This is a genomic window from Brevundimonas pondensis (genome assembly GCF_017487345.1).
GTDB classification, from domain to species: domain Bacteria; phylum Pseudomonadota; class Alphaproteobacteria; order Caulobacterales; family Caulobacteraceae; genus Brevundimonas; species Brevundimonas pondensis.
Genome location: NZ_CP062006.1, coordinates 2366897 through 2386234, shown reverse-complemented (window position 1 = coordinate 2386234; position 19338 = coordinate 2366897). Strand labels below are relative to the sequence as shown.

Annotated in this window: 17 protein-coding genes; 8 read left to right on the top strand and 9 right to left on the bottom strand. The window is 68.8% G+C overall.

The features are described from left to right. Positions 1–58: 58 nt before the first annotated feature. Positions 59–511 (bottom strand): hypothetical protein, encoded by a 453-nt coding sequence (locus IFE19_RS11895; protein ID WP_207822582.1) that lies wholly within the window; start codon positions 509–511, stop codon positions 59–61. A gap of 66 nt (positions 512–577) precedes the next feature. Between IFE19_RS11895 and IFE19_RS11890 the strand changes: the two genes are divergently transcribed. Continuing rightward, positions 578–1444, top strand: a complete 867-nt coding sequence (locus IFE19_RS11890) for a WecB/TagA/CpsF family glycosyltransferase (protein ID WP_207822580.1) — start codon at positions 578–580, stop codon at positions 1442–1444. Here IFE19_RS11890 and smc read toward each other — a convergent pair. The 5 genes from smc to IFE19_RS11865 form a co-directional block, all read right to left on the bottom strand. Continuing rightward, entirely contained in the window at positions 1441–4893 is a 3453-nt protein-coding gene (smc, locus tag IFE19_RS11885) for a chromosome segregation protein SMC (protein ID WP_207822578.1), read from the bottom strand. The genes IFE19_RS11890 and smc overlap by 4 nt on opposite strands. A gap of 10 nt (positions 4894–4903) precedes the next feature. Further along, the gene (locus IFE19_RS11880) at positions 4904–5542 is read right to left on the bottom strand and encodes a thioredoxin domain-containing protein (RefSeq protein ID WP_207822576.1); all 639 of its coding nucleotides are present in this window, start codon (positions 5540–5542) and stop codon (positions 4904–4906) included. Positions 5543–5544: 2 nt separating this feature from the next. Beyond that, positions 5545–6150: a DsbA family protein gene (locus IFE19_RS11875; protein ID WP_207822572.1), complete on the bottom strand. Its 606-nt coding sequence runs from the start codon at positions 6148–6150 to the stop codon at positions 5545–5547. Between the two features lie 24 nt (positions 6151–6174). Continuing rightward, on the bottom strand, positions 6175–6807 hold the full coding sequence (locus tag IFE19_RS11870; RefSeq protein WP_207822570.1) for a DsbA family protein: 633 nt from the start codon (positions 6805–6807) through the stop codon (positions 6175–6177). 100 nt (positions 6808–6907) lie between these two features. Then, positions 6908–7471 (bottom strand): DUF721 domain-containing protein, encoded by a 564-nt coding sequence (locus IFE19_RS11865; RefSeq protein ID WP_207822568.1) that lies wholly within the window; start codon positions 7469–7471, stop codon positions 6908–6910. Between the two features lie 21 nt (positions 7472–7492). On the opposite strand from IFE19_RS11865, the gene mutY reads away from it, so the two are divergent. Beyond that, positions 7493–8512: an A/G-specific adenine glycosylase gene (gene mutY / locus IFE19_RS11860; RefSeq protein ID WP_207822566.1), complete on the top strand. Its 1020-nt coding sequence runs from the start codon at positions 7493–7495 to the stop codon at positions 8510–8512. Here the strand turns inward: mutY and IFE19_RS11855 are convergent. The 3 genes from IFE19_RS11855 to IFE19_RS11845 all read right to left on the bottom strand — a co-directional run bounded on the left by IFE19_RS11855 (position 8509) and on the right by IFE19_RS11845 (position 13029). Then, complete coding sequence (locus IFE19_RS11855) at positions 8509–10656, bottom strand: amylo-alpha-1,6-glucosidase (RefSeq protein ID WP_207822565.1); 2148 nt, start codon at positions 10654–10656, stop codon at positions 8509–8511. The genes mutY and IFE19_RS11855 overlap by 4 nt on opposite strands. Positions 10657–10724: 68 nt before the next feature. After that, positions 10725–11840: a glycosyltransferase family 4 protein gene (locus IFE19_RS11850; RefSeq protein WP_207822563.1), complete on the bottom strand. Its 1116-nt coding sequence runs from the start codon at positions 11838–11840 to the stop codon at positions 10725–10727. 109 nt (positions 11841–11949) lie between these two features. Beyond that, positions 11950–13029 (bottom strand): site-specific DNA-methyltransferase, encoded by a 1080-nt coding sequence (locus tag IFE19_RS11845; RefSeq protein WP_207822561.1) that lies wholly within the window; start codon positions 13027–13029, stop codon positions 11950–11952. 149 nt (positions 13030–13178) lie between these two features. Between IFE19_RS11845 and murC the strand changes: the two genes are divergently transcribed. The 6 genes from murC (at position 13179) to ftsA (ending at position 19324) form a co-directional block, all read left to right on the top strand. Next, the gene (gene murC / locus IFE19_RS11840) at positions 13179–14627 is read left to right on the top strand and encodes a UDP-N-acetylmuramate--L-alanine ligase (RefSeq protein WP_207822559.1); all 1449 of its coding nucleotides are present in this window, start codon (positions 13179–13181) and stop codon (positions 14625–14627) included. 6 nt (positions 14628–14633) lie between these two features. Next, positions 14634–15059, top strand: coding sequence for an Imm63 family immunity protein (locus IFE19_RS11835; protein WP_207822558.1), 426 nt, complete (start codon positions 14634–14636; stop codon positions 15057–15059). Beyond that, positions 15046–15954 carry a UDP-N-acetylmuramate dehydrogenase gene (gene murB, locus IFE19_RS11830; protein ID WP_207822556.1) on the top strand — a complete coding sequence of 303 codons (909 nt, stop codon included), beginning with the start codon at positions 15046–15048 and terminating at the stop codon, positions 15952–15954. The genes IFE19_RS11835 and murB overlap by 14 nt, the downstream gene beginning before the upstream one ends. Before the next feature lie 241 nt (positions 15955–16195). Continuing rightward, entirely contained in the window at positions 16196–17131 is a 936-nt protein-coding gene (locus IFE19_RS11825; RefSeq protein ID WP_207822554.1) for a D-alanine--D-alanine ligase, read from the top strand. Continuing rightward, positions 17119–17973: a cell division protein FtsQ/DivIB gene (locus IFE19_RS11820; RefSeq protein ID WP_207822552.1), complete on the top strand. Its 855-nt coding sequence runs from the start codon at positions 17119–17121 to the stop codon at positions 17971–17973. Before IFE19_RS11825 ends, IFE19_RS11820 begins: the two co-directional genes overlap by 13 nt. A 25-nt stretch (positions 17974–17998) precedes the next feature. Next, positions 17999–19324, top strand: a complete 1326-nt coding sequence (gene ftsA, locus IFE19_RS11815) for a cell division protein FtsA (RefSeq protein ID WP_105563928.1) — start codon at positions 17999–18001, stop codon at positions 19322–19324. The last annotated feature ends 14 nt before the right edge of the window (positions 19325–19338 follow it).

The following is a 19338-nucleotide window of genomic DNA, read 5'->3' as shown; positions in this document are numbered from 1 at the left end:
CCGATCCTCGGGTCAAGCCCGAGGATGACGGCATATGGGGGACGGAGAGGAGCGCCCCTCAGTCCTTCATCCGTTCGCGCCCGATCCGCACAGCTTCCGCCGCGCTGACCGCATCCGCTGTCCGCGTCTCCGCACCGCAGGCCACGGCGGCCAATTCCGCCGCATCTCCGCCCGGCGTGATGGCGTAGGGCGCTGACTTCGTCGGTGTGATCGGCCCCTCGACGCCGTCAGCGCGCAGCGAGGCGAAGTCCAGCCGGTCCGCCGTCTGCGCCGCGCAGTCGAACCGCCACCAGGACCAGCCGCCGGCATAGGCGACGTCGCCGATGACCATGTCCTCCTCGTTGATCTGCAAGGACCGCATCCGCACCCCGTCTCCATCCGGCGTCAGCGAGGCCGCGTCGGCGAAGACGGCGAAGCGCCCGATCCCGGTCAGGACCAGGGCGTGATCCTGGGCCATGGCGGACGTCGCCAGCAGGAAGAAGGCCGCAGTTGCGAGGAAGGCGCGTTGCATTTGATGGTCCCGTCGTTAACCGCATCCGCAAACCACGTATTGAGACGCGGCGTCTAGAACCAAGCCATGTATCAGGAACCGCACGGAGCCGACGCCGCCATCGCCCCGCCCGACCGGCGGGCGCGCGACCGTCGCCCGTTCCGCCAGCAACGCCGCCCGGAAGAGCGCGTCCGCATCCTCGGCGAGACCGTCGACCTGATGCGGCCTGAGGAAATCCTGCTGCACGTCGAACGCTGCATCGAGGCGGGCCAGCGCAGCATCATCGCCAACCACAACCTGCACAGCCTCTACCTGCTGCCGCGCACGCCGGGGATGCGGCGGCTCTATGAGCTGGCGGACGTGGTCGAGCTGGATTCCACGCCTCTGATCCACTTCACCCGGTTGCTGGGGCTGCACAGCCGGCCCTTCCATCGTTGCACCTATCTGGACTGGCGCGACCAGTTCTGGAGCATGGCCAACCGCAAGGGCTGGCGCGTCCTCTACGTCGGCGGCGCCGACGGGGTGGCGACGACGGCGGCGGAACGTCTGAGCGCCCGTTATCCGGGGGCGGCCATCGAGGGACTGTCCGGCTATTTCGACGCCACGCCGGGATCGTTGGGCAATACCGCCATCCTGGCCGCCGTGCGTGACTTCCAGCCGAACGTCCTGTTCGTCGGCATGGGCATGCCGCGTCAGGAGCTGTGGATCGCAGACAACATCGAGGCCCTGCCAAACGCAGTCATCCTGCCGGTCGGCGCTGCCTTCGACTATGAGGCGGGCGTCCAGAAGGCGGCGCCCCGCTGGATGGGGCGGCTGGGCGTCGAGTGGCTGTTCCGCCTGTTCGCCGACCCCAGGCGCCTGTTTGCGCGCTACTGCGTCGAGCCCTGGTTCCTGATCGGCCCGGCGCTCGGCGACGTACGGGCTGCGGTGCGGCGGCGTAAGGTTGAGCCTTAAGCCGCCACGATCTGCTCGGCCTGTTTCAGGTTGACGCTGACCAGCTGGCTCATGCCGCGTTCCGGCATGGTGACGCCGTACAGGCGATCCATCCGGCTCATGGTCACCGGGTTGTGGGTGATGACGATGAAGCGGGTGTCGGTGCGGCTGCGCATTTCATGCAGCATCCGGCAGAAGCGGTCGACGTTGGCGTCATCCAGCGGCGCGTCCACCTCGTCCAGCACGCAGACGGGGGCCGGGTTGGCCAGGAAGACGCCGAAGATCAGCGCCGCCGCCGTCAGGGCCTGTTCGCCGCCGCTCATCAGGCTCATGACCGACAGGCGCTTGCCGGGCGGGCAGGCGTAGATCTCAAGGCCGGCTTCCAGCGGATCGTCGCTCTCGACTAGCTTCAGCTCGGCCTGACCGCCGCCGAACAGGGCCTCGAACAGGGCCTTGAAGTTGGCGTTGATGACGTCGAAGGCCGCCACCAGCCGCTCGCGGCCCTCGGCGTTCAGTTCGTCGATGCCGTCGCGCAGCTTGGCGATCGCCTGGGTCAGGTCGATGCGTTCGGACTTCATGGCGCCCAGGCGCTCGCCGTACTCGGCGGCCTCTTCCTCGGCGCGCAGGTTGACCGCGCCCAGGGCCTCGCGCTCGCGCTCCAGCCCGGTCAGCAGACTCTCGGCGCCGGCCGTGTCCGGCGGGCGGGCGATGGCGTCGTCGATCAGCTTCTGGCCCAGTTCGTCCGGCGACATCTGCGCCGTCTCGCGGACATTGGCCTCGGCCTCGGCCAGACGCTCGCTCGCGGCCTCTGCGCGGGCGGCCAGACCAGCGCGAGCCTCGCGCGCGGCCCCGGCGGCGGCCTCGGCGGCGCGGCTGGCGCGGTCGCTCTCGCCCGCCGTGCTCTCGGCCAGCGACAGGGCCTCGGTGGCGGCGCTCTTGCGCGTCTCGGCGGCGATCAGGGCGTCCATCAGGGTGCCGCGCTGTTCGGCGAAGCCCTGCGGCGCGATCTCGGCCTGCAACAGCTGCGCGGCGGTCTTGTCGGCGTCCTTGGTCAGAGCCGTGACGCGGGCGGCGCTTTCCTTCGAGCGCCCGGCCCAGCCCTCGTGGGCGCGGGTCAGGCTGCCCAGACGCTGTTCGCGTCCGGCGCGGTCGCGGGCCTCCTCGTCGCGGGTCGAGCGGGCCGTCTGCGCCGCTTGCCGCGCCGCATCCGCCGCCACACGAGCGGCGGCCAGTTCGTCACGCAACCCGGCGATGGTTTCCGACGGGGCCTCGACGCTCTGCGCGGCCTCCAGCGCGGCCTGGGCCTCGGCCACCTCGCCGTCCAGCCGGGCGACGGTCTCGTCCAGGGCCTGGGCGCGGGCCTCGCGGCGGGTCTGGTCGCGCATCAGGCTCTCGACCCGGTCGCGCGCGACGACCACGGCCTTGTCGGCGGCGAAGGGCTTGAGGCGGGCGGTCTTCACCGCCTCCTCGGCGGCGCGGAAGGCCTCGGTGGCGCTCTTCTGAGCGGCCTGGGCCGCCTCCAGCGCAGGCTTGCCGGTGTCGATCTCGGCTTCCAGCTCGGCCAGACGCGTGCGCTGGGCCAGTCGCACGGCGGCCGGGCGTGGGGCCTCGGCGCGGCTGACGAAGCCGTCCCAGCGATAGAGGTCGCCCTCGGCCGTCACCAGGCGGGCGCCGGTCGGAAGGGTCTTGGCGAGGCGCGGGGCTTCGGACTGGCTGGCGACGACACACAGGGCCAGACGCGCGGCCAGTTCGGCGGGCGCGGTCACATGAGCCGCCAGCGGCGTTACGCCTTCAGGCCAGACGGGCGAGGGGGCGTTCGCCCATTTTTCGAGCTTGGCCCAGTGGGCGGCGGCGCGGGCGTCCAGCGCCGCGTCCAGATCGTCGCCGAGGGCCGCAGCCAGCGCCGCCTCATAGCCCTTGGCCGCCGACACCTTGTCCAGCGCGGGCGGATGGTCGCGCTTGCCGGTGACCAGCAGCTGGGCCAGACCCCGCGCCTCGGTTTGCAGGCGGCCCAGCCGGTCCTCGGCGGCGCGAGCCGCCGTGCGGGCTTCGGCCTCGACGCGGGCCAGATCGCCGCGCGCGGTCTCGGCGGCCTCGACGGCTTCGCGGGCGGCGGTCAGCTCGGCCTGCGCCGTCTCCAGTGCCGTGCGGGCGGTCGCCAGTTCCGGCGTTTCGAGCGGGCCGAGCGCCTCTCGTTCGCGTTTGGCCTGATCGTGCTGGCCGACGACGCGGGCCAGCCGGGCCTCGGCGTCGCGCTTCCTCGCGCTCTCGGCGTTGGCGCGGGCCTCGACGGCGGCCAGGGTTCCGGCCAGTCGCTCGACCTCGGCGTCGGCGGCCTTGCGGGCGTCCTCGGCGGCCAGAAGCGCCTTTTCCAGTTCCGGGCCGCGCTCGGGGGCGGCGGCGATCTCGGCCTTCAGCTTCGTCAGTTCGTGGTCCAGCCGGTCCAGCTCGCGCTTGGCGTCGGCGGCCATACGTTCCTCGCGCTCGACGTCAGAGGCGATGCGGGTCGCCTCGGCCTTCAGCCGGTCGACCTCGGCGCGGGCGGCCTGTTCGGCCATGTCGAGGCGGTCGCGTTCCAGCGTGGCCCGGTGCAGCAGGGCGCCGGCGACGGCGTCTTCCTCGCGCGCGGGCTTCATCGCCTCCTGCGCCTTCAGGGCGTCGGCCTCGGCTTTCGTCGCAGCGGTCGTCGCTTCGACCACGGCGCGGTCGGCGTCGCGCAGTTCCTGAGCCGCGACCTCAGCCGCCGCCTTGGCGTCGTTCCAGCGCACATAGAGCAGGGCGGCTTGCAGGGCGCGGATCTCGGCTGAGATCTTCTTGTACTTCTCGGCCTGCCGCGCCTCGCGCTTCAGCCGGTTCAGCGCCGTCTCCAGCTCGCGCCCGATGTCGTCGAGGCGGTCCAGATTGGTCTCGGCGGCCTTCAGGCGCAGTTCGGCTTCGTGACGGCGGGTGTGCAGACCGGCCACGCCGCCCGCCTCTTCCAGAATCCGCCGACGGTTCTGCGGCTTGGCGGCGATCAGTTCGGAGATCTGGCCCTGACGGACCAGGGCCGGACTGTTGGCCCCGGTCGAGGCGTCGGCGAACAGCAGCTGGACATCGCGGGCGCGGACCTCCTTGCCGTTGATGCGATAGGTCGAACCCTGGCCCCGGTCGATGCGGCGCGACACCTCCAGCACCGGGCTGTCGGTAAAGGGCTGGGGGGCGCGCTTCTGGGCGTTGTCGATGGTCAGGACGACTTCGGCGTGGCTGCGCGGCGGACGGCCCGCGGCCCCGGCGAAGATGACGTCGTCCATGCCCTGACCGCGCATGGCCTTGGCCGAGTTGGCACCCATGACCCAGCGCAGGCTTTCCAGCACATTGGACTTGCCGCAGCCGTTGGGGCCGACGACGCCGGTCAGGCCGGCCTCGATCTGGACTTCCGCCGCGTCGACGAAGGATTTGAAGCCGACGAGCTTCAGTCTCTGGAATTGCATCGGCGGGGGCTTAGCGCCCCTTGAGCAGCGGGTCTATGGCCGCCGCCAGGGTTTCGAGCGAGTGGTCGGCGGTTCGACGCCCATTGACGAAGAAGGTCGGCGTTCCTTCAACGCCCGCCGCCACAGCGGCTTCGATGTCGCGCTGAAGGGCTTGGCCGGTGGCGGGGTCGGCCAGGCAGGTCTCGATCTGCGGCTGAGTGCGTCCACTGACGGCGACGGCGTCCATGTACCATTGGCGGGCGTCGCCGCTGGCGAAGGCGGCGGCCTGACCAGCCATGAAGTGATGGGCGACGTCGAAGAACTTGCCCGGGGCCGCGCAACGGCCGATGGCGGCGGCGGTGGCGGCGACCTGGACCGGTTGGGTGGGCATGTCGCGGAACACGAGCCTGACCTTGCCGGTGTCGATGTAGCGGGCCTTGAACGTCGGCAGGACGTCGTTGGTCCAGTGGGCGCAATGGGTGCAGGTGAAGGAGGCGTATTCAATCACCGTCACCGGGGCGTCGGCGCGGCCCAGGATGCGGTCAGCGGCCGTCACGGCCGGTACGGACGGGGTGGCGGGCAAGCGAGCCGCCGCAGCGTCGGCCGCCAGGGCCGGTGCGCCGGTCGTCAGCACAGCGGTCAGGGCCAGGGCGGTCCAGAGGCTTTTCATCTTCATTTCGCCGTCAGAAGAGGATCAATGCTTTGGGACAGGCTCTCCAGCGAGCGGTCGCCGACAACCTGGCCGTTGACCATGAAGGTGGGCGTGCCGGTGACGCCCGCGTCCTGGGCGGCCTTGATGCGTTTCTCCATCGCCGCCACCCCGGCCGGGTCCGAGATGCAGGTTTGGAACCTGGCTTCGCTCAGTCCGGCGTCGCGCGCCGTGCGCAGCAGAATGTCGCGTGGCGGCGTGCCGGAATGAAGCTCAGGCAGAGCGCGCATGATCTGGTCGATCACATGGAAATACTTGTCCTCGCCCGCGCAGCGCGCGATCAGGAAGCCAGCCACGGCGACATCCTGTGGCGGGGTGGGGAACTCGCGGAAGACGTAGCGCACCTTGCCGGTGTCCACGTATTTGGCCTTGAACTGGGGCCAGACTTGCTCGTTCCAGGCGGCGCAGCCGGAGCAGGTGACGGAGGCGTATTCGATCACCGTCACCTTGGCGCCTTCGGGCGCGCCCAGAGCCATGTCGCCCTCGGCGGGGGCTGCGTCCTTGCCGCTACAGGCCGCCAGGGCCATTGCGACGCTCAGGGCCGCAGCCCCTGCCAGCTTCCTCAACATGTCCACGCCCCCCTCTGGTAGAAGTTATTTCTTGGCCAGTTCCGCGTCGATGGCTTGCGACAGGCCCGACAGACTGCTGTCGGCGACCTTCGTGCCGTTGACGATGAAGGTCGGCGTGCCGGTCACGCCGGCGTCGATGCCGGCCTTGATGCGGTTGCTCATTTCTTCGATGGCGGCCTTGTCGCGGATGCAGGCCTCGGTCTGTTCCTGGCTCAGGCCGGCGGCCGCAGCGGCGCGGAAAAGGGTGGTGCGCGGCGCCACGCCCGCCATCCATTCCTTCTGGCTGGCCATGATGTCGTGGACGACGTCGAAATACTTGTCCGGCCCGGCGCAACGCGCGATCAGGAAGCCGGCGACGGCGATGTCCTGCGGCGGGGTGGGGAACTCGCGGAAGACATAGCGGACCTTCTTGGTGTCCACATACCTGGTCTTGAATTCCGGCCAGACTTCCTCGTTCCAGACGGCGCAGTGACCGCAGGTGACTGAGGCGTATTCCACGACCGTCACCTTGGCGTCCGCACCGGCGCCCATGGCCATGTCGCCGTCGGCGGCGCCGCCCGACTTGGCGGTGCAACCGGCGACGGTCGCCATGGCGGCCAGAGCGGCGGCGGTCAGGGCCGCGCGGCGGCTCATCGAAGCGTAACGGAACGTAGCCATGAGGCGTCCTTAGGCGAGAGTGTGACTCAAAAGGATGGCGCGATTCCCGTGAGCGTGCGCGATCCACATACTTGTCGAGAACAGGTGCGGCGAAGGTTTGTCAACGGCGCTCGTTTTCGAGAGGCTGCGACAGCACCGCCCGGCCCAGCTTTCTGAGCGCGGCTTTCAGGCTGTCGGGAGCGTCCTCGACAGCGGCGGCCAGTTCGGCTTCGACCGAGGCGGGCAGGGGCGGCAGGACGGCCTTGCCGCGCGCTCGCGGCTTGGCGCCCGCCACGGGCAGGGGCTTCACCGGCCCCTGGGCGATGCGCAGCTTCTCGACAGATCCGGCGCCGAGAAACAGGTTCACCCGCTGGATGATGTCCTCGGACTGATGCTGCACCAGCAAGGCGGCGGGACCGGCCACGCGCAGCTCCAGCGTGCCGCCGGCGCCGCCGCGACCCTTGGTCAGCTTCTGCGGGCGGGTGACGCGGGCCAGGCGTTCGCCGACGATCTCGACCCAACGCGGCTCCAGGGCGCTTGCGCCGCGTCCGAACTGGGCGTCCAGCTTCTTGATCAGCGGGGCCAGCGAGCGACCGGCTGGGGGCGGCGGGCGCAGTTGCGGGCGCGTCCGGCGTCGGGCCAGGATTTCGCGGGCTTCGCTTTCAGTGGGCAGAGGACGACGCATTCGTTCTATATAGCTCGCCCCATGCCCGACGTCTCTTCCCTCCGCGCCGCCTTGCTTGATTGGTACGACGCCCATGCGCGGACCCTGCCATGGCGCGCGCCGCCGGGGGCGCGGACGCGCACCGAGCCCTATCGGGTCTGGCTGTCCGAGGTCATGTTGCAGCAAACGACGGTGCCGCACGCCGCCCCCTATTTCGAGCGGTTCACCACGCGCTGGCCGACGGTCAGCGATCTGGCGGCGGTCGAGGACGCCGACCTGATGGCCGCCTGGGCGGGGCTGGGCTACTATGCCCGGGCCCGCAACCTGCTGGCCTGCGCCCGGGCGGTGGCCAGCGAACATGGCGGCGTCTTTCCTGACACCGAAGCGGCGCTGCTGGCCCTGCCGGGGGTGGGCGCCTATACCGCCGCCGCCGTAGCCGCCATCGCCTTCGATCAACCCGCCAATGTCGTCGACGGCAATGTCGAGCGGGTCATGACCCGCCTGTTCGCGGTCGAGACCCCTCTGCCCGCCGCCCGGCCCGAGCTGAAGCGACTGGCCGCCCTGTTCGTCAGCGGCGAGCGGCCCGGCGACTGGCCCCAGGCCCTGATGGATCTGGGCTCCGGCGTCTGTCGGCCCAAGTCGCCGTCGTGCGAGCTCTGTCCTCTGGCCTTCGGTTGCGAGGGGTTGAAGACCGGCGCGCCCGCCCGTTATCCGCTGAAGACTAAGAAGGCCGAGCGTCCGCATCGCCATGGCCACGCCTTCGTCCTGCGTGACGGGGAGGGGCGGATCGGCCTGGTGCGCCGGCCGGACAAGGGGCTGCTGGGCGGCATGCTTGGTTTGCCAACATCGGACTGGAGCGCGACACCCGTCTTTGATCCCCCTTCGACGGCGAACTGGACCGAGGCGGGGGCGGTCGAGCACGTCTTCACCCACTTCAGCCTGACCCTGACGGTCCATTTTGGCGCGGGCGATGGCGATTTCATCTGGACCGAGGCGGATCAGGCGCTGGCCGCCTTGCCGACGGTGTTCCGCAAGGCGCTGGAGCGCGGGCTGGCGGCCTAACCTGTCACCCTCAGGCTGACCGTGCCCCGTCGTTCGCGCGGCATGACGACGACGTGGTTGTTCAATCTCTGGAAGGTCAGGTCGATGGCGCTGTCGCCGACCTCGAGGTCCAGGATCGACATCTGGTGAAGTCCTGTCGGCATGGCGGGGTTGGACACCTCGACCAGCCCCTCGGCGGCGTTGATCGACACGCCGAGCACGGCCTGCAGCATCAGGAAGACCGACCCCGCCGCCCAGGCCTGAGGCAGACAGGCGACCGGATAGGCGATGGGCGGCTCGCCCGTCTCGCGCACGAAGCCGCAGAACAGTTCCGGCAGGCGCAACTGGAAATGGGCCGCCGCGCCAAAGACCTCGCCCAGCAGCATGGAGACGGCCTGCCGTTCGCCGTAGCGAGCCATGCCCGCCGCCGCCATGGCCGTGTCATGCGGCCAGACCGAGCCGTTGTGATAGCTCATGGGATTGAAGCGGGCCTGACCCTTGGCCAGGGTCCGCAGGCCCCAACCGGATCGGAATTCCGCCGTCAGCATCCGCCGCGTCACTAGTCGGGCCCGCTCAGGCGAGGGCAGGCCGCTGAACAGCAGATGCCCGGCGTTGGAGCCGATCGCCCGCATCTGCCGCCCGTTCCCGTCGAGGGCTACGGCGTAGAAGTTCTGATCCTCCATCCAGAAACGGTCTTCGACCAGGACGCGCACAGCCTCGGCCCGCGCCCGCCACTGTATGGCGCGGTCATCACCCAGGCGTGCGCCGATGTCCGCCAGGGCCTTCCAGGCGGCGAAGGCGTAGCCTTGGACCTCGAGCAAGGCGACGGGCCCCTGAGGGAAGCAGCCGTCGCTGTCGAAGATGGAGTCCTCGCTATCCTTCCAGCCCTGGTTGGACAGGCCGGTCTCGGCGGCGCGGGCGTAGTCGATCAGGCCGTCGCCGTTGCTGTCGCCATAGTCGCTCATCCAGCCCGCCGCCGCGATCAGGTGGGGCCACAGGGCGCGGATGGTTTCCATGTCGTTGGTGCGACGGGCGTAGGCGCCGGCCAGGGCGATGAACAGGCAGGTGGTGTCGACCCCGCCGTAATAGAGGCCGAACGGCACTTCGCCCAAGGCGCTCATCTCGCCGCCGCGCGTCTCATGCATGATCTTGCCGGGGGCGGAATCCATGAAGGCGTTGACCTCGGTCGCCTGTCGCGCCGCCAGATAGGTCAGCACCCCCTTGGCCAGGCTGGGGTCGATCCACAGCATTTGCCAGGCGGTGATGATGCCGTCGCGCCCGAACGGGGTCGAGAACCACGGCACCCCGGCATAGGGATAGGGGCCGGTCGGAAGATCAGTGGTCAAAAGGGCCACGTCCGTTCGCGACTGTCTCAGCCAGTCATTGACGCGGGGATTGCGCGCCGCCTGAACGCTGGCTCCCCGCCGCATCCGACGGCGCATGGCCAGACGCGCCTGAATGGAATTCCAGCGCCAGCGCGCCTGATCGGGGGCATCGCAGGCGTCCAGACCGCATTCGATATAGAGATCGAGCTTCTTGCCCTTGGGCAGGCTGAACATGAACTCGGCCCGGTTGGCGCTGAGGCGGGCGGGCGGCTCGGAAAAGGCCAGGCAACTGGTCCGCAGCACCTGATCCAGCCCGGTGTAGCTGAAGCTGACGCGGCGGCCGTCCATGACGGGGGCGTGAATCTCACCGCGCGCCGCCCGCATCGTGCCGCGCACCTGAAAGATGTCGGCGAAGTCGGCGGCGAATTCGAACGACAGCGGCAGCAGGATGTCCTCGATGCCGTGGTTGACCATCCGCACCCGCTCGAACAGCCGCTTGTCCCAGAGAAAGCGCCGCCGCTCCAGATGCAGCACCCCCGCCGGGGCCGAGCGCCCGCCCATCGGCGGCAGGGGGCGGTTGGTCGAATGGCAGGTGAAGAAGACATTGTCCTCGGTCACGCCGGAACTGAGCCGCGAGGGCCGGCACCGTCCCACGGTCAGGACGAAGTGCGACAGCAGGCGCGTGTCCCGGTCGAACAGGCCGTCGGCCCCGCTTTTGACGTCGCCCCAGTGGTCCGCCACCAGAAAGGTGTCGGCGTCCTTCAGCGCCATCAGGGTCTCGAGGCCGTCCTGATCGCTGTTGTCGGCGGCGGTGGTCTGGACCGAATAGGCGTCGTCCATGGTCTGCCTCGCTTCTGACGAAGATCGCTCAGCCGCCCTTCAGGGAAATGGGTGAACCGGCGAAGGGTTCAGCCTATGGCCGCGAAGCTGCGATCCTCGCCGGCGATGCGGACCATGGGTCGCGCTCCGTCCAGCACATGGGCGGCATAGGGGCGCCGGGCCAGCAGGTCGCCGTAGACGTCGAGATAGCGCCGGGCCATGGCCGTGGCCGAGAACCTCAGGTCGAACCGCGCCCGGATCGCCTCGCGGTCCAGCGCCTGCGCTTGCCCGGCGACGGCGACGGCCTGATCCATCGTCTCGACCAGAAAGCCAGTGGCCCCATCCTCGATGATCTCGGGCGTCGAGCCGCAACGGAAGGCGACGACCGGCGTGCCGCAGGCCATGGCCTCGATCATCACCAGGCCGAAGGGCTCCGGCCAGTCGATAGGGAAGAGCAGGGCTTCGGCCCCGCCGAGAAAGGCCGACTTCTGCGCGTCGCCGATCTCGCCGACGAACTCGATCAGGGGATTGCCCTCGACCAGGGGCCTGATGGCCGTCTCCCAATAGGCCTTGTCCGCCGCATCAACCTTGGCCGCCATCTTCAGCGGCTTGCCCAGACGCGTGGCGATCTCGATGGCCCGGTCGGGGCGCTTCTCGGGCGAGATGCGGCCGAGGAAGGCCAGATAACCCTCCGACTTCGGCGAGAAACGATAAAGGTCGCCGGGCATCCCGTGATGCACTGTCGCCTTCCAGTTGGCCTGGGGCAGGGGGCGGCGCTGATCATCGGAGATGGAGACCAGGCCGAACTCTGACCACTGAGCATAGACCTCGGGCAGGTCCTTCAGGTCCAGCCGCCCGTGCAGGGTCGTCACCGTCTTGTCCGCCAGATCGCGGAAGAACGGGAAGTGCACCATGTCGGTATGGAAATGGATGACGTCGAAGTCGTCGGCGCGGTCCAGCACCTGGGCCAGCATGGTCATGTGGGCGGCCAGGTCGGACTTCAGCGGCTCCGGGTCCAGCCGGATGGCCTGATCCCGCACCGGGATCAGCCGCGCCCGCGTCTCGGCCTCGGCGCTGGCGAACAGGGTGACCTCGTGGCCCAGTTCGACCAGGGCGTCGGTCAGGTGGGCGACGACCCGCTCGGTGCCGCCATAAAGGCGCGGCGGCACCGCCTCATAGAGGGGCGTGACCTGGGCGATCTTCATCATCCGACTCCCGCGCCCCCGCAGACGCACTGGAATCGTCAACACGGGTCGGTGACCGGGGTTCCAGCTTGGCTGGAACGATAGTCGCAAGCCTTACAGTGGCTTGTGGCTACTGCATCCCGGCGCGGATCTCGGCGCGCAGGGCGTCGATGGGGCGCAGGCCCGTGTCGGTCTTGAAGCGCCAATAGGTCCAGCCGTTGCAGGCCGGGGCGTTTTCCAGCAGGGCGCCGAGCTTGTGGATCGAGCCGGTCATGGAGCCGGACACCAGCGAGCCGTCGGCGCGCACGCGGGCCTCATGGTCGCCCTTGGGGCAGTAGAGCTTGTCGCCGGGCGCCAGCAGGCCGGCCTCGACCAGGGCCCCGAACGGCACCTTGGGTTCGGCCTTCTTGGAGCCGGTGACGACCAGGTCCTCGGGCGCGGCGGGAATGACCGCCTTGATGCGCTTCTCGGCCAGTTTGGCGTAGGTCTCGTCGCGTTCGATGCCGATGAAATGGCGGCCCAGGCGCTTGGCCGCGGCGCCGGTGGTGCCGGTGCCGAAGAAGGGGTCCAGGATGACGTCGCCGACGCGGCTGGCCGACAGCAGCACGCGGTGCAGCAGGGCCTCGGGCTTCTGGGTCGGATGGGCCTTGTCGCCGTTGTCGTCCTTCAGGCGCTCGTTGCCCGTGCACAGGGCGAGCGTCCAGTCCGAGCGCATCTGGGTGTCTTCGTTGAAGGCCTTCAGCGCGTCGTAGTTGAAGGTGTAGCGCTTCTGCTCGCGCGATTTGGCGGCCCAGATCAGGGTCTCGTGCGCATTGGTGAAGCGCGTGCCCTTGAAGTTCGGCATGGGGTTGGACTTGCGCCAGATGATGTCGTTCAGCACCCAGAAACCCAGGTCCTGCATCGCCGAGCCCAGGCGGAAGATGTTGTGATAGCTGCCGATGACCCAGAGCGAGCCCTCGTCCTTCAGCACCCGGCGGCACTCGGTCAGCCAGGCGCGCGTGAAGGCGTCATAGGCGGCGAAGCTGTCGAACTTGTCCCAGTCGTCATCGACCGCGTCGACTTTGGAATTGTCGGGACGCAGCAGGTCGCCGCCCAGCTGCAGATTATAGGGCGGGTCGGCGAAGACCATGTCCACTGACTTGTCCGGCAGGCCCTTCAGCACCTCGATGCAGTCGCCACGCAGGATGACGTCGGTCTTCAACTCGGACATGGAAAAGCGGCCCCGGACAGATGAGACGCTTATGGTGAATCCTTACGGTTAAGGCGGAGTAACCAAACTTAAGATCCCGACAGATCGAGAGAATCCTTTGGCTGGCAAAGATGGTGCAAATCGCATCCCGTCTGAGCTATGACGCGCATATGATCGCACGCCTTCGCCCCGTTCCGTTCGCCCTCGGGCCTGTCCACTTCGTCGGTATCGGCGGCATCGGCATGAGCGGCATCGCCGAGATCATGCTGAAGATCGGTTATCAGGTGTCCGGCTCGGACGCCAAGTCCAGCGCCAACACCGAGCGGCTCGAGAAGCTGGGCGCCCGCATCTACATCGGCCACGACGCCGCCCATGTGACCGAGGGCGTCTCGGCGGTGGTCTATTCCACGGCGGTCAAGGCGACGAACCCGGAGCTGGTCGTGGCGCGCGAACGCCGCATTCCTCTGGTGCGTCGCGCCGAGATGCTGGCCGAGCTGATGCGTCTGCAATTCTCGGTCGGCGTCGGCGGCACCCACGGCAAGACGACGACGACCTCCATGGTCGCGGCCCTGCTGGACGCCGGTTCGCTGGACCCGACGGTGGTCAACGGCGGCATCATCAACGCCTACGGCACCAACGCCAAGGTGGGCGAGGGCGACTGGATCGTGGTCGAGGCCGACGAGAGCGACGGCTCCTTCCTGCGCCTGAAATGCACGGTTGCGGTCATCACCAATATCGACCCGGAACACCTGGACCACTACGGCGACTTCGACGCGGTCAAGAAGGCCTTCTGCGACTTCATCGAGGACATTCCCTTCTACGGCTTCGGCGTGGTCTGTCTGGACCACCCGGAAGTGCAGAAGCTGGCGGCCCAGATCGATAACCGTCGTCTGGTCACCTATGGCCTGAACCCTCAGGCCATGGTCCGCGCCGAGAACGTGCAGATGTCGCCCGACGGCTCGCGTTTCGACGTGGTCATTCAGGGGCAGGGTCTGGCCGCCCTGGACGAGCCGACGCGGATCGAGGGCCTCTATCTGCCCATGGCCGGCTGGCACAATGTGTCGAACTCTCTGGCCGCCATCGCCGTGGCGCGTGAGCTGGGCGTGGACGACGACTCGATCCGCCAGGGTCTGGCCGGCTTCGGCGGGGTCAAGCGCCGCTTCACCACCACGGGCGTGGTCGGCGGCGTGCGCGTCATCGACGACTACGGCCATCACCCGGTCGAGATCGCCGCCGTGCTGAAGGCCGCCCGTCAGGTGGTCCAGTCCGCCGACAATCCCGGCCGTGTCATCGCCGTGGTCCAGCCGCACCGCTACACCCGCCTGCGCGACCTGATGCAGGACTTCTCGACCTGCTTCGCCGACGCTGACAGCGTTCTGGTCGCCGACGTCTATCCGGCGGGCGAGCAGCCGATCGAGGGCGTCGACAAGCACGCCCTGGCCGAGGGCATTCGCCGCTATGGCCACCGTAACGTCGCCGCCTTGGAAAACGCCGCCGTCCTGCCGCGCGTCATCAAGGATGAAGCCAAGCCCGGCGATCTGGTCGTCCTGCTGGGCGCCGGCGACATCACCAGCTGGGCCTACGCCTTGCCGGCGCAACTCGAAGCCCTGGGCAACTGAACCATCATGGTTCCGTATGCCTCTGAACTAGCCCGCCTCTATGCCGAGATCGATCGGCTAGCGGCTATCGGCGATGTTCGAGAGTTCTGCCCTCGGGTCGAAAACCATCTACGCGAAGATCGCTGCTGGATCGTTGAGAAGTCTGCTGGCTGGTTCGTCGAATATTACATGGAGCGGGGGCAGGCATCCGTCGTCGTTGAAGGTGACTACGATACGGTGCTGTTCGACGTCATGCGTTCGGCTGCCCAGAGCCGCGCGACCCAAATTGAGTTTCAGAAGAGAGTCGCAAACTCGGATTCACGCCGCCAGTGGTATGCCATTCAGCAAGATATCATGGCGCGCATGAAGCCTGAGTGGGCCGACAAGATCGTAGAACATCAGGCTGTGGTTCTGGCCCAGCATCCCTTTCGAGACGACGATGACCTGGACTGACAACCTCCCGACCGTGCGCGGCAAGCTGCTGCTGAACGAGCCGCTGGGGCCCTACACCTGGTTCCGCGTCGGCGGGGCGGCGGACGCCCTGTTCATTCCGGCGGATGCCGAGGATCTGGCCGATTTCCTCAAGGCCCTGCCGGAAACCGTGCCTGTCACCATCATCGGCGTCGGCTCCAACCTGATCGTCCGCGACGGCGGGGTCGAGGGCGTGGTCATCCGCCTGGCCGGACGCGCCTTCGCCGCCATCACGACCGAGGGTCAGACCATCACGGCGGGCGCGGGCGCGCTGGACTCCATGGTGGCCAAGGCGTCTGCGAAAGCGGGCATCGCCGGGCTGGAGTTCTACGCCGGCATCCCCGGCACCATCGGCGGCGCCCTGACCATGAACGCGGGCTGCTATGGCTCTGAGACCAAGGACGTTCTGGTCTCGGCCTGGGGCCTGACCCGTCAGGGCGAGCGGGTCGAGTTGGCCTTGGCCGACTTCGGCTACACCTACCGCCATTCCAACGCCCCGGCGGGCGTCATCTGGATGGAGGCGACCTATCGCGGCGTGGCCGATGCGCCCGAGGCCGTCGCCGCCCGCATCAACGAGATCACCAGCCGCCGCGAGACGACCCAGCCGATCCGCGAAAAGACCGGCGGCTCGACCTTCAAGAACCCCGAGGGTCATTCCTCATGGAAGCTGGTCGACGGGGCGGGCTGGCGCGGCAAGCTGCGCGCGGAAACCGGCGGCGGCGCCAAGTTCAGCGAACTGCACTCCAACTTCATGATCAACCCCGGCGAAGCCACCGCCGCCGACATCGAAGGCCTGGGCGAGGCGGTTCGCGCCGATGTGCTGAAGAAGACCGGCGTTCAGCTGGACTGGGAAATCAAGCGCATCGGCCGGAAGTAGCAGCCCTTCTCCCCTTGAGGGAGAAGGTGGCCCGTCAGGGCCGGATGAGGGGTGTCGGCGCGACATTTCCATCCAATCGACAACCCAGTTTCCGCGCACCCCTCATCCGTCTTGCTCCGCAAGCCACCTTCTCCCTCAAGGGGAGAAGGAAGGCGCTTAAATTCCGTCTCCGACCCGCTATCGTTTCCAACCGGTTAACCGTATTCAGTCCATAGGGGCGGGCTAGTAGTCGGATCGTCCCATGCGCGCGCCCCTGAACACCCTTCACGTCGCTGTCCTGATGGGCGGCCTGTCGTCGGAACGCGAGGTTTCGCTGTCGTCCGGTCGCGGCTGCGCCGACGCCCTGGAGGGGCAGGTCGCCAAGGTCACGCGCGTCGACGCCGGTCGCGATCTGGCCCAGGTGCTGACCGCCCTGAAACCCGACGTCGTCTTCAATGCCCTGCACGGCGAATGGGGCGAGGACGGCTGCGTCCAGGGCATCCTTGAGACCCTGCGCATTCCCTACACCCACTCCGGCGTCCTGGCCTCGGCCCTGGCCATGGACAAGGACAAGTCCAAGGCCGTGCTGCGCGCGGCGGGCGTCGTCGTCCCCGGCGGCGGCCTGTTCGACCGCAAGGCGGTGGCGGCGGACCACGTCATTGCGCCCCCCTATGTCATCAAGCCCAACGCCGAGGGCTCCTCGGTCGGCGTCTATGTCATCCAGCCGGGCGACGCGCCCTGCGCCATCGTCGGCGACGACAGCTGGACCTATGGCGATCTGGTCATGGTCGAGCCCTTCATCGCGGGCAAGGAACTGGCCGTCACGGTGCTGGGCGAGGCCGACGGCCCGCGCGCCCTGACCGTCACCGACATCACCCCGACCAAGGGCTTCTACGACTACGAGGCCAAATACGCGCCGGGCGGCTCCAAGCACGTCCTGCCCGCCGAGTTGCCGGCCCATGTCTTTGACAAGGCTTTACGTCAGTCAGAGCTGGCCCACACGGCCATGGGCTGCCGCGGCGTGTCGCGGGCCGATTTTCGTTATGACGATGTTAACGACGTTCTCGTTCTTCTGGAGGTCAACACCCAGCCCGGCATGACGCCGACCTCGCTCAGTCCCGAGCAGGCCGCCTATGTCGGGATGGCGTATCGTGATCTGGTTCGGTGGATGGTGGAGGACGCCTCATGCCCGCGGTAGTGCGCGGCGGTCGGCGACAGGGCGCGACGAAGGGCAGGGGGCAGGGCTCCCGCAACGCTCCGGCCACGCCGGGCAAGGTCGCCGCCATCGGTCGGCTGGACCTGTCGCCGCGCGCCGTTCTGATCTCCATCGTGGCGGGCGTCGTGGTGCTGGGCGGGGTCCTGGCCACCGGCGCTCGGGCCGAGCGCATCTCCAACTCGGTCTCCAACAAGTTCGACAGCGTGACCTCGGGCATGGGCCTGAAGGTCAAGCAGGTTCACGTTACGGGCGCCTCGCCCGAGGCCAAGGCGGCGATCCAGCAGGCCGTTGGCGTCAGCGCCGACCAGCCCATCGTCAGTCTGGACCTGAACGCCGTGCGCGACCGAGTGCAGGCCGTGGGCTGGGTCAAGGAGGCGCGCGTGGTGCGCCTGCTGCCCGACACCCTGATCGTGGACGTCAAGGAACACGACCGCCTGGCCGTCTGGCAGACCGCCGGCCACGCCTATGTCATCGACAGCGGCGGCAAGGTCATTCCTGGCGCCGACGCGGGCCGCTATCCCAAGCTGCCGCTGGTCGTCGGCAAGGGCGCCGATCAGACTGCGTCCGAAATCCTGCCGCTTCTGGCCCAGCGCCCCCGCCTGATGGCCCGCATCGAGGCTCTGGTTCGGGTGGACGAACGCCGCTGGGACCTGCGCCTCAAGGACGGCAGCCTGATCCAGCTGCCCGCCGTTGATCAGGACAGCGCCCTGATCCGCCTTGATGCGCTGGACCAGCGCGAACGCCTTCTCGATCTGGGCTTCGCCCGGGTCGATCTCCGCACGCCCGAGGAGGTCGCCGTCCGGCCCTCCGAAGGCGCTGTCTGACACGACTATTCAGGATACGACCATCATGGCCGGACGCAGCCGAGACACGAACACGGACCAAGCCAAGGGCGCCCCGCGCGCTCCGGCCGTGGCCGCGCTCGACCTGGGCCAGTCCAAGGTCGCCTGCTTCATCATGAAGCCTGAGGGCGTGCGTCACGCCGACCGCACCATCCGCGTCGCGGGGGCCAGCCACGTCCAGTCGCGCGGCGTGCGCGGCGGGGCGATCGTCAACATGGACGAAGCCGCCCAGGCCATCGGCCACGCCGTTGAGCGCGCCGAGCGCGCGGCGGGCTCGCCCGTCTCCGGCGTCATCGTCACCACGGCCATCGGCCAGATGGCCAGCCACCGCGTTCAGGCCCGCGTTTCGCTCGGCGCCCATCCGATCAGCGACGGCGACCTGGCCCGCGCCATCGGCATGGCCCTGGCCCAGATCCGTCTGCCCAATCGCCGCCCGATCCACGTCCTGCCCATCGCCTGGTCGGTGGACGGGGCGCGCGGCGTCCACGATCCGCGCTCGATGCGCGGCGGCTCGCTCGGCCTCGACCTGCTGGTCGTCTCCATGTCCGAAGGCTCGTTCGGCGCGCTCAGCCACTGTCTCGAACTGGCTCATCTGGACCTTCAAGGCGTCGCGGCCGCCCCCGTCGTCTCCTCGCTCGCCGCGCTGGAAGAGGACGAGATGGAGCTGGGCAGCGTCTGCATCGACATGGGCGGCGGCTCGACCTCGGCGGCCGTTTGGGGCGGGCGCAGTCTGCTGCACATCGAATCGCTGAACGTCGGCGGCGATCACGTCACCGCCGACATCGCGCGCGGCCTGTCGACCTCCAAGGTCGGCGCTGAACGCCTGAAGACCCTGCACGGCTCGGCCATGGCTTCGGCCAACGAAGACCGCGAGATGCTGGAAGCCCCGCCGCGCGGCGAGGACCCATCCGCCGGTCCCGTTATCGTCCCGCGCGCCATGCTCAAGACGGTCATCGCCCCGCGCGTCGAGGAGACGCTGGAGCTGCTGCGCGACCGGCTCAAGCACGCCGGCGTCGGCATGGACCCGGGCGCGGGCATCGTCCTGACCGGCGGCGCCAGCCAGCTGAACGGCGTGCGTGAACTGGCGGTGCGCGTGTTCGACCGCCCGGTCCGCCTGGGCAAGCCGCAACGCGCCCCTCACTTGGCCGACGCCGCCTCCGGCCCGGCCTTCTGCTCGGCCTCGGGCGTCCTGCTGCGCGCCGCATACGGCCCGCGTGAGGCCGTCTCCGCCCGCAAGCTGATGTCGCGTCAGATCACCGCCGCCGACGCCCCCAAGGTGCACCGCGGCGGCATGGTGGCCCGCGCTGCGGGCTGGTTGCGCGACAACCTGTAAGGCGTTTGTCGCAG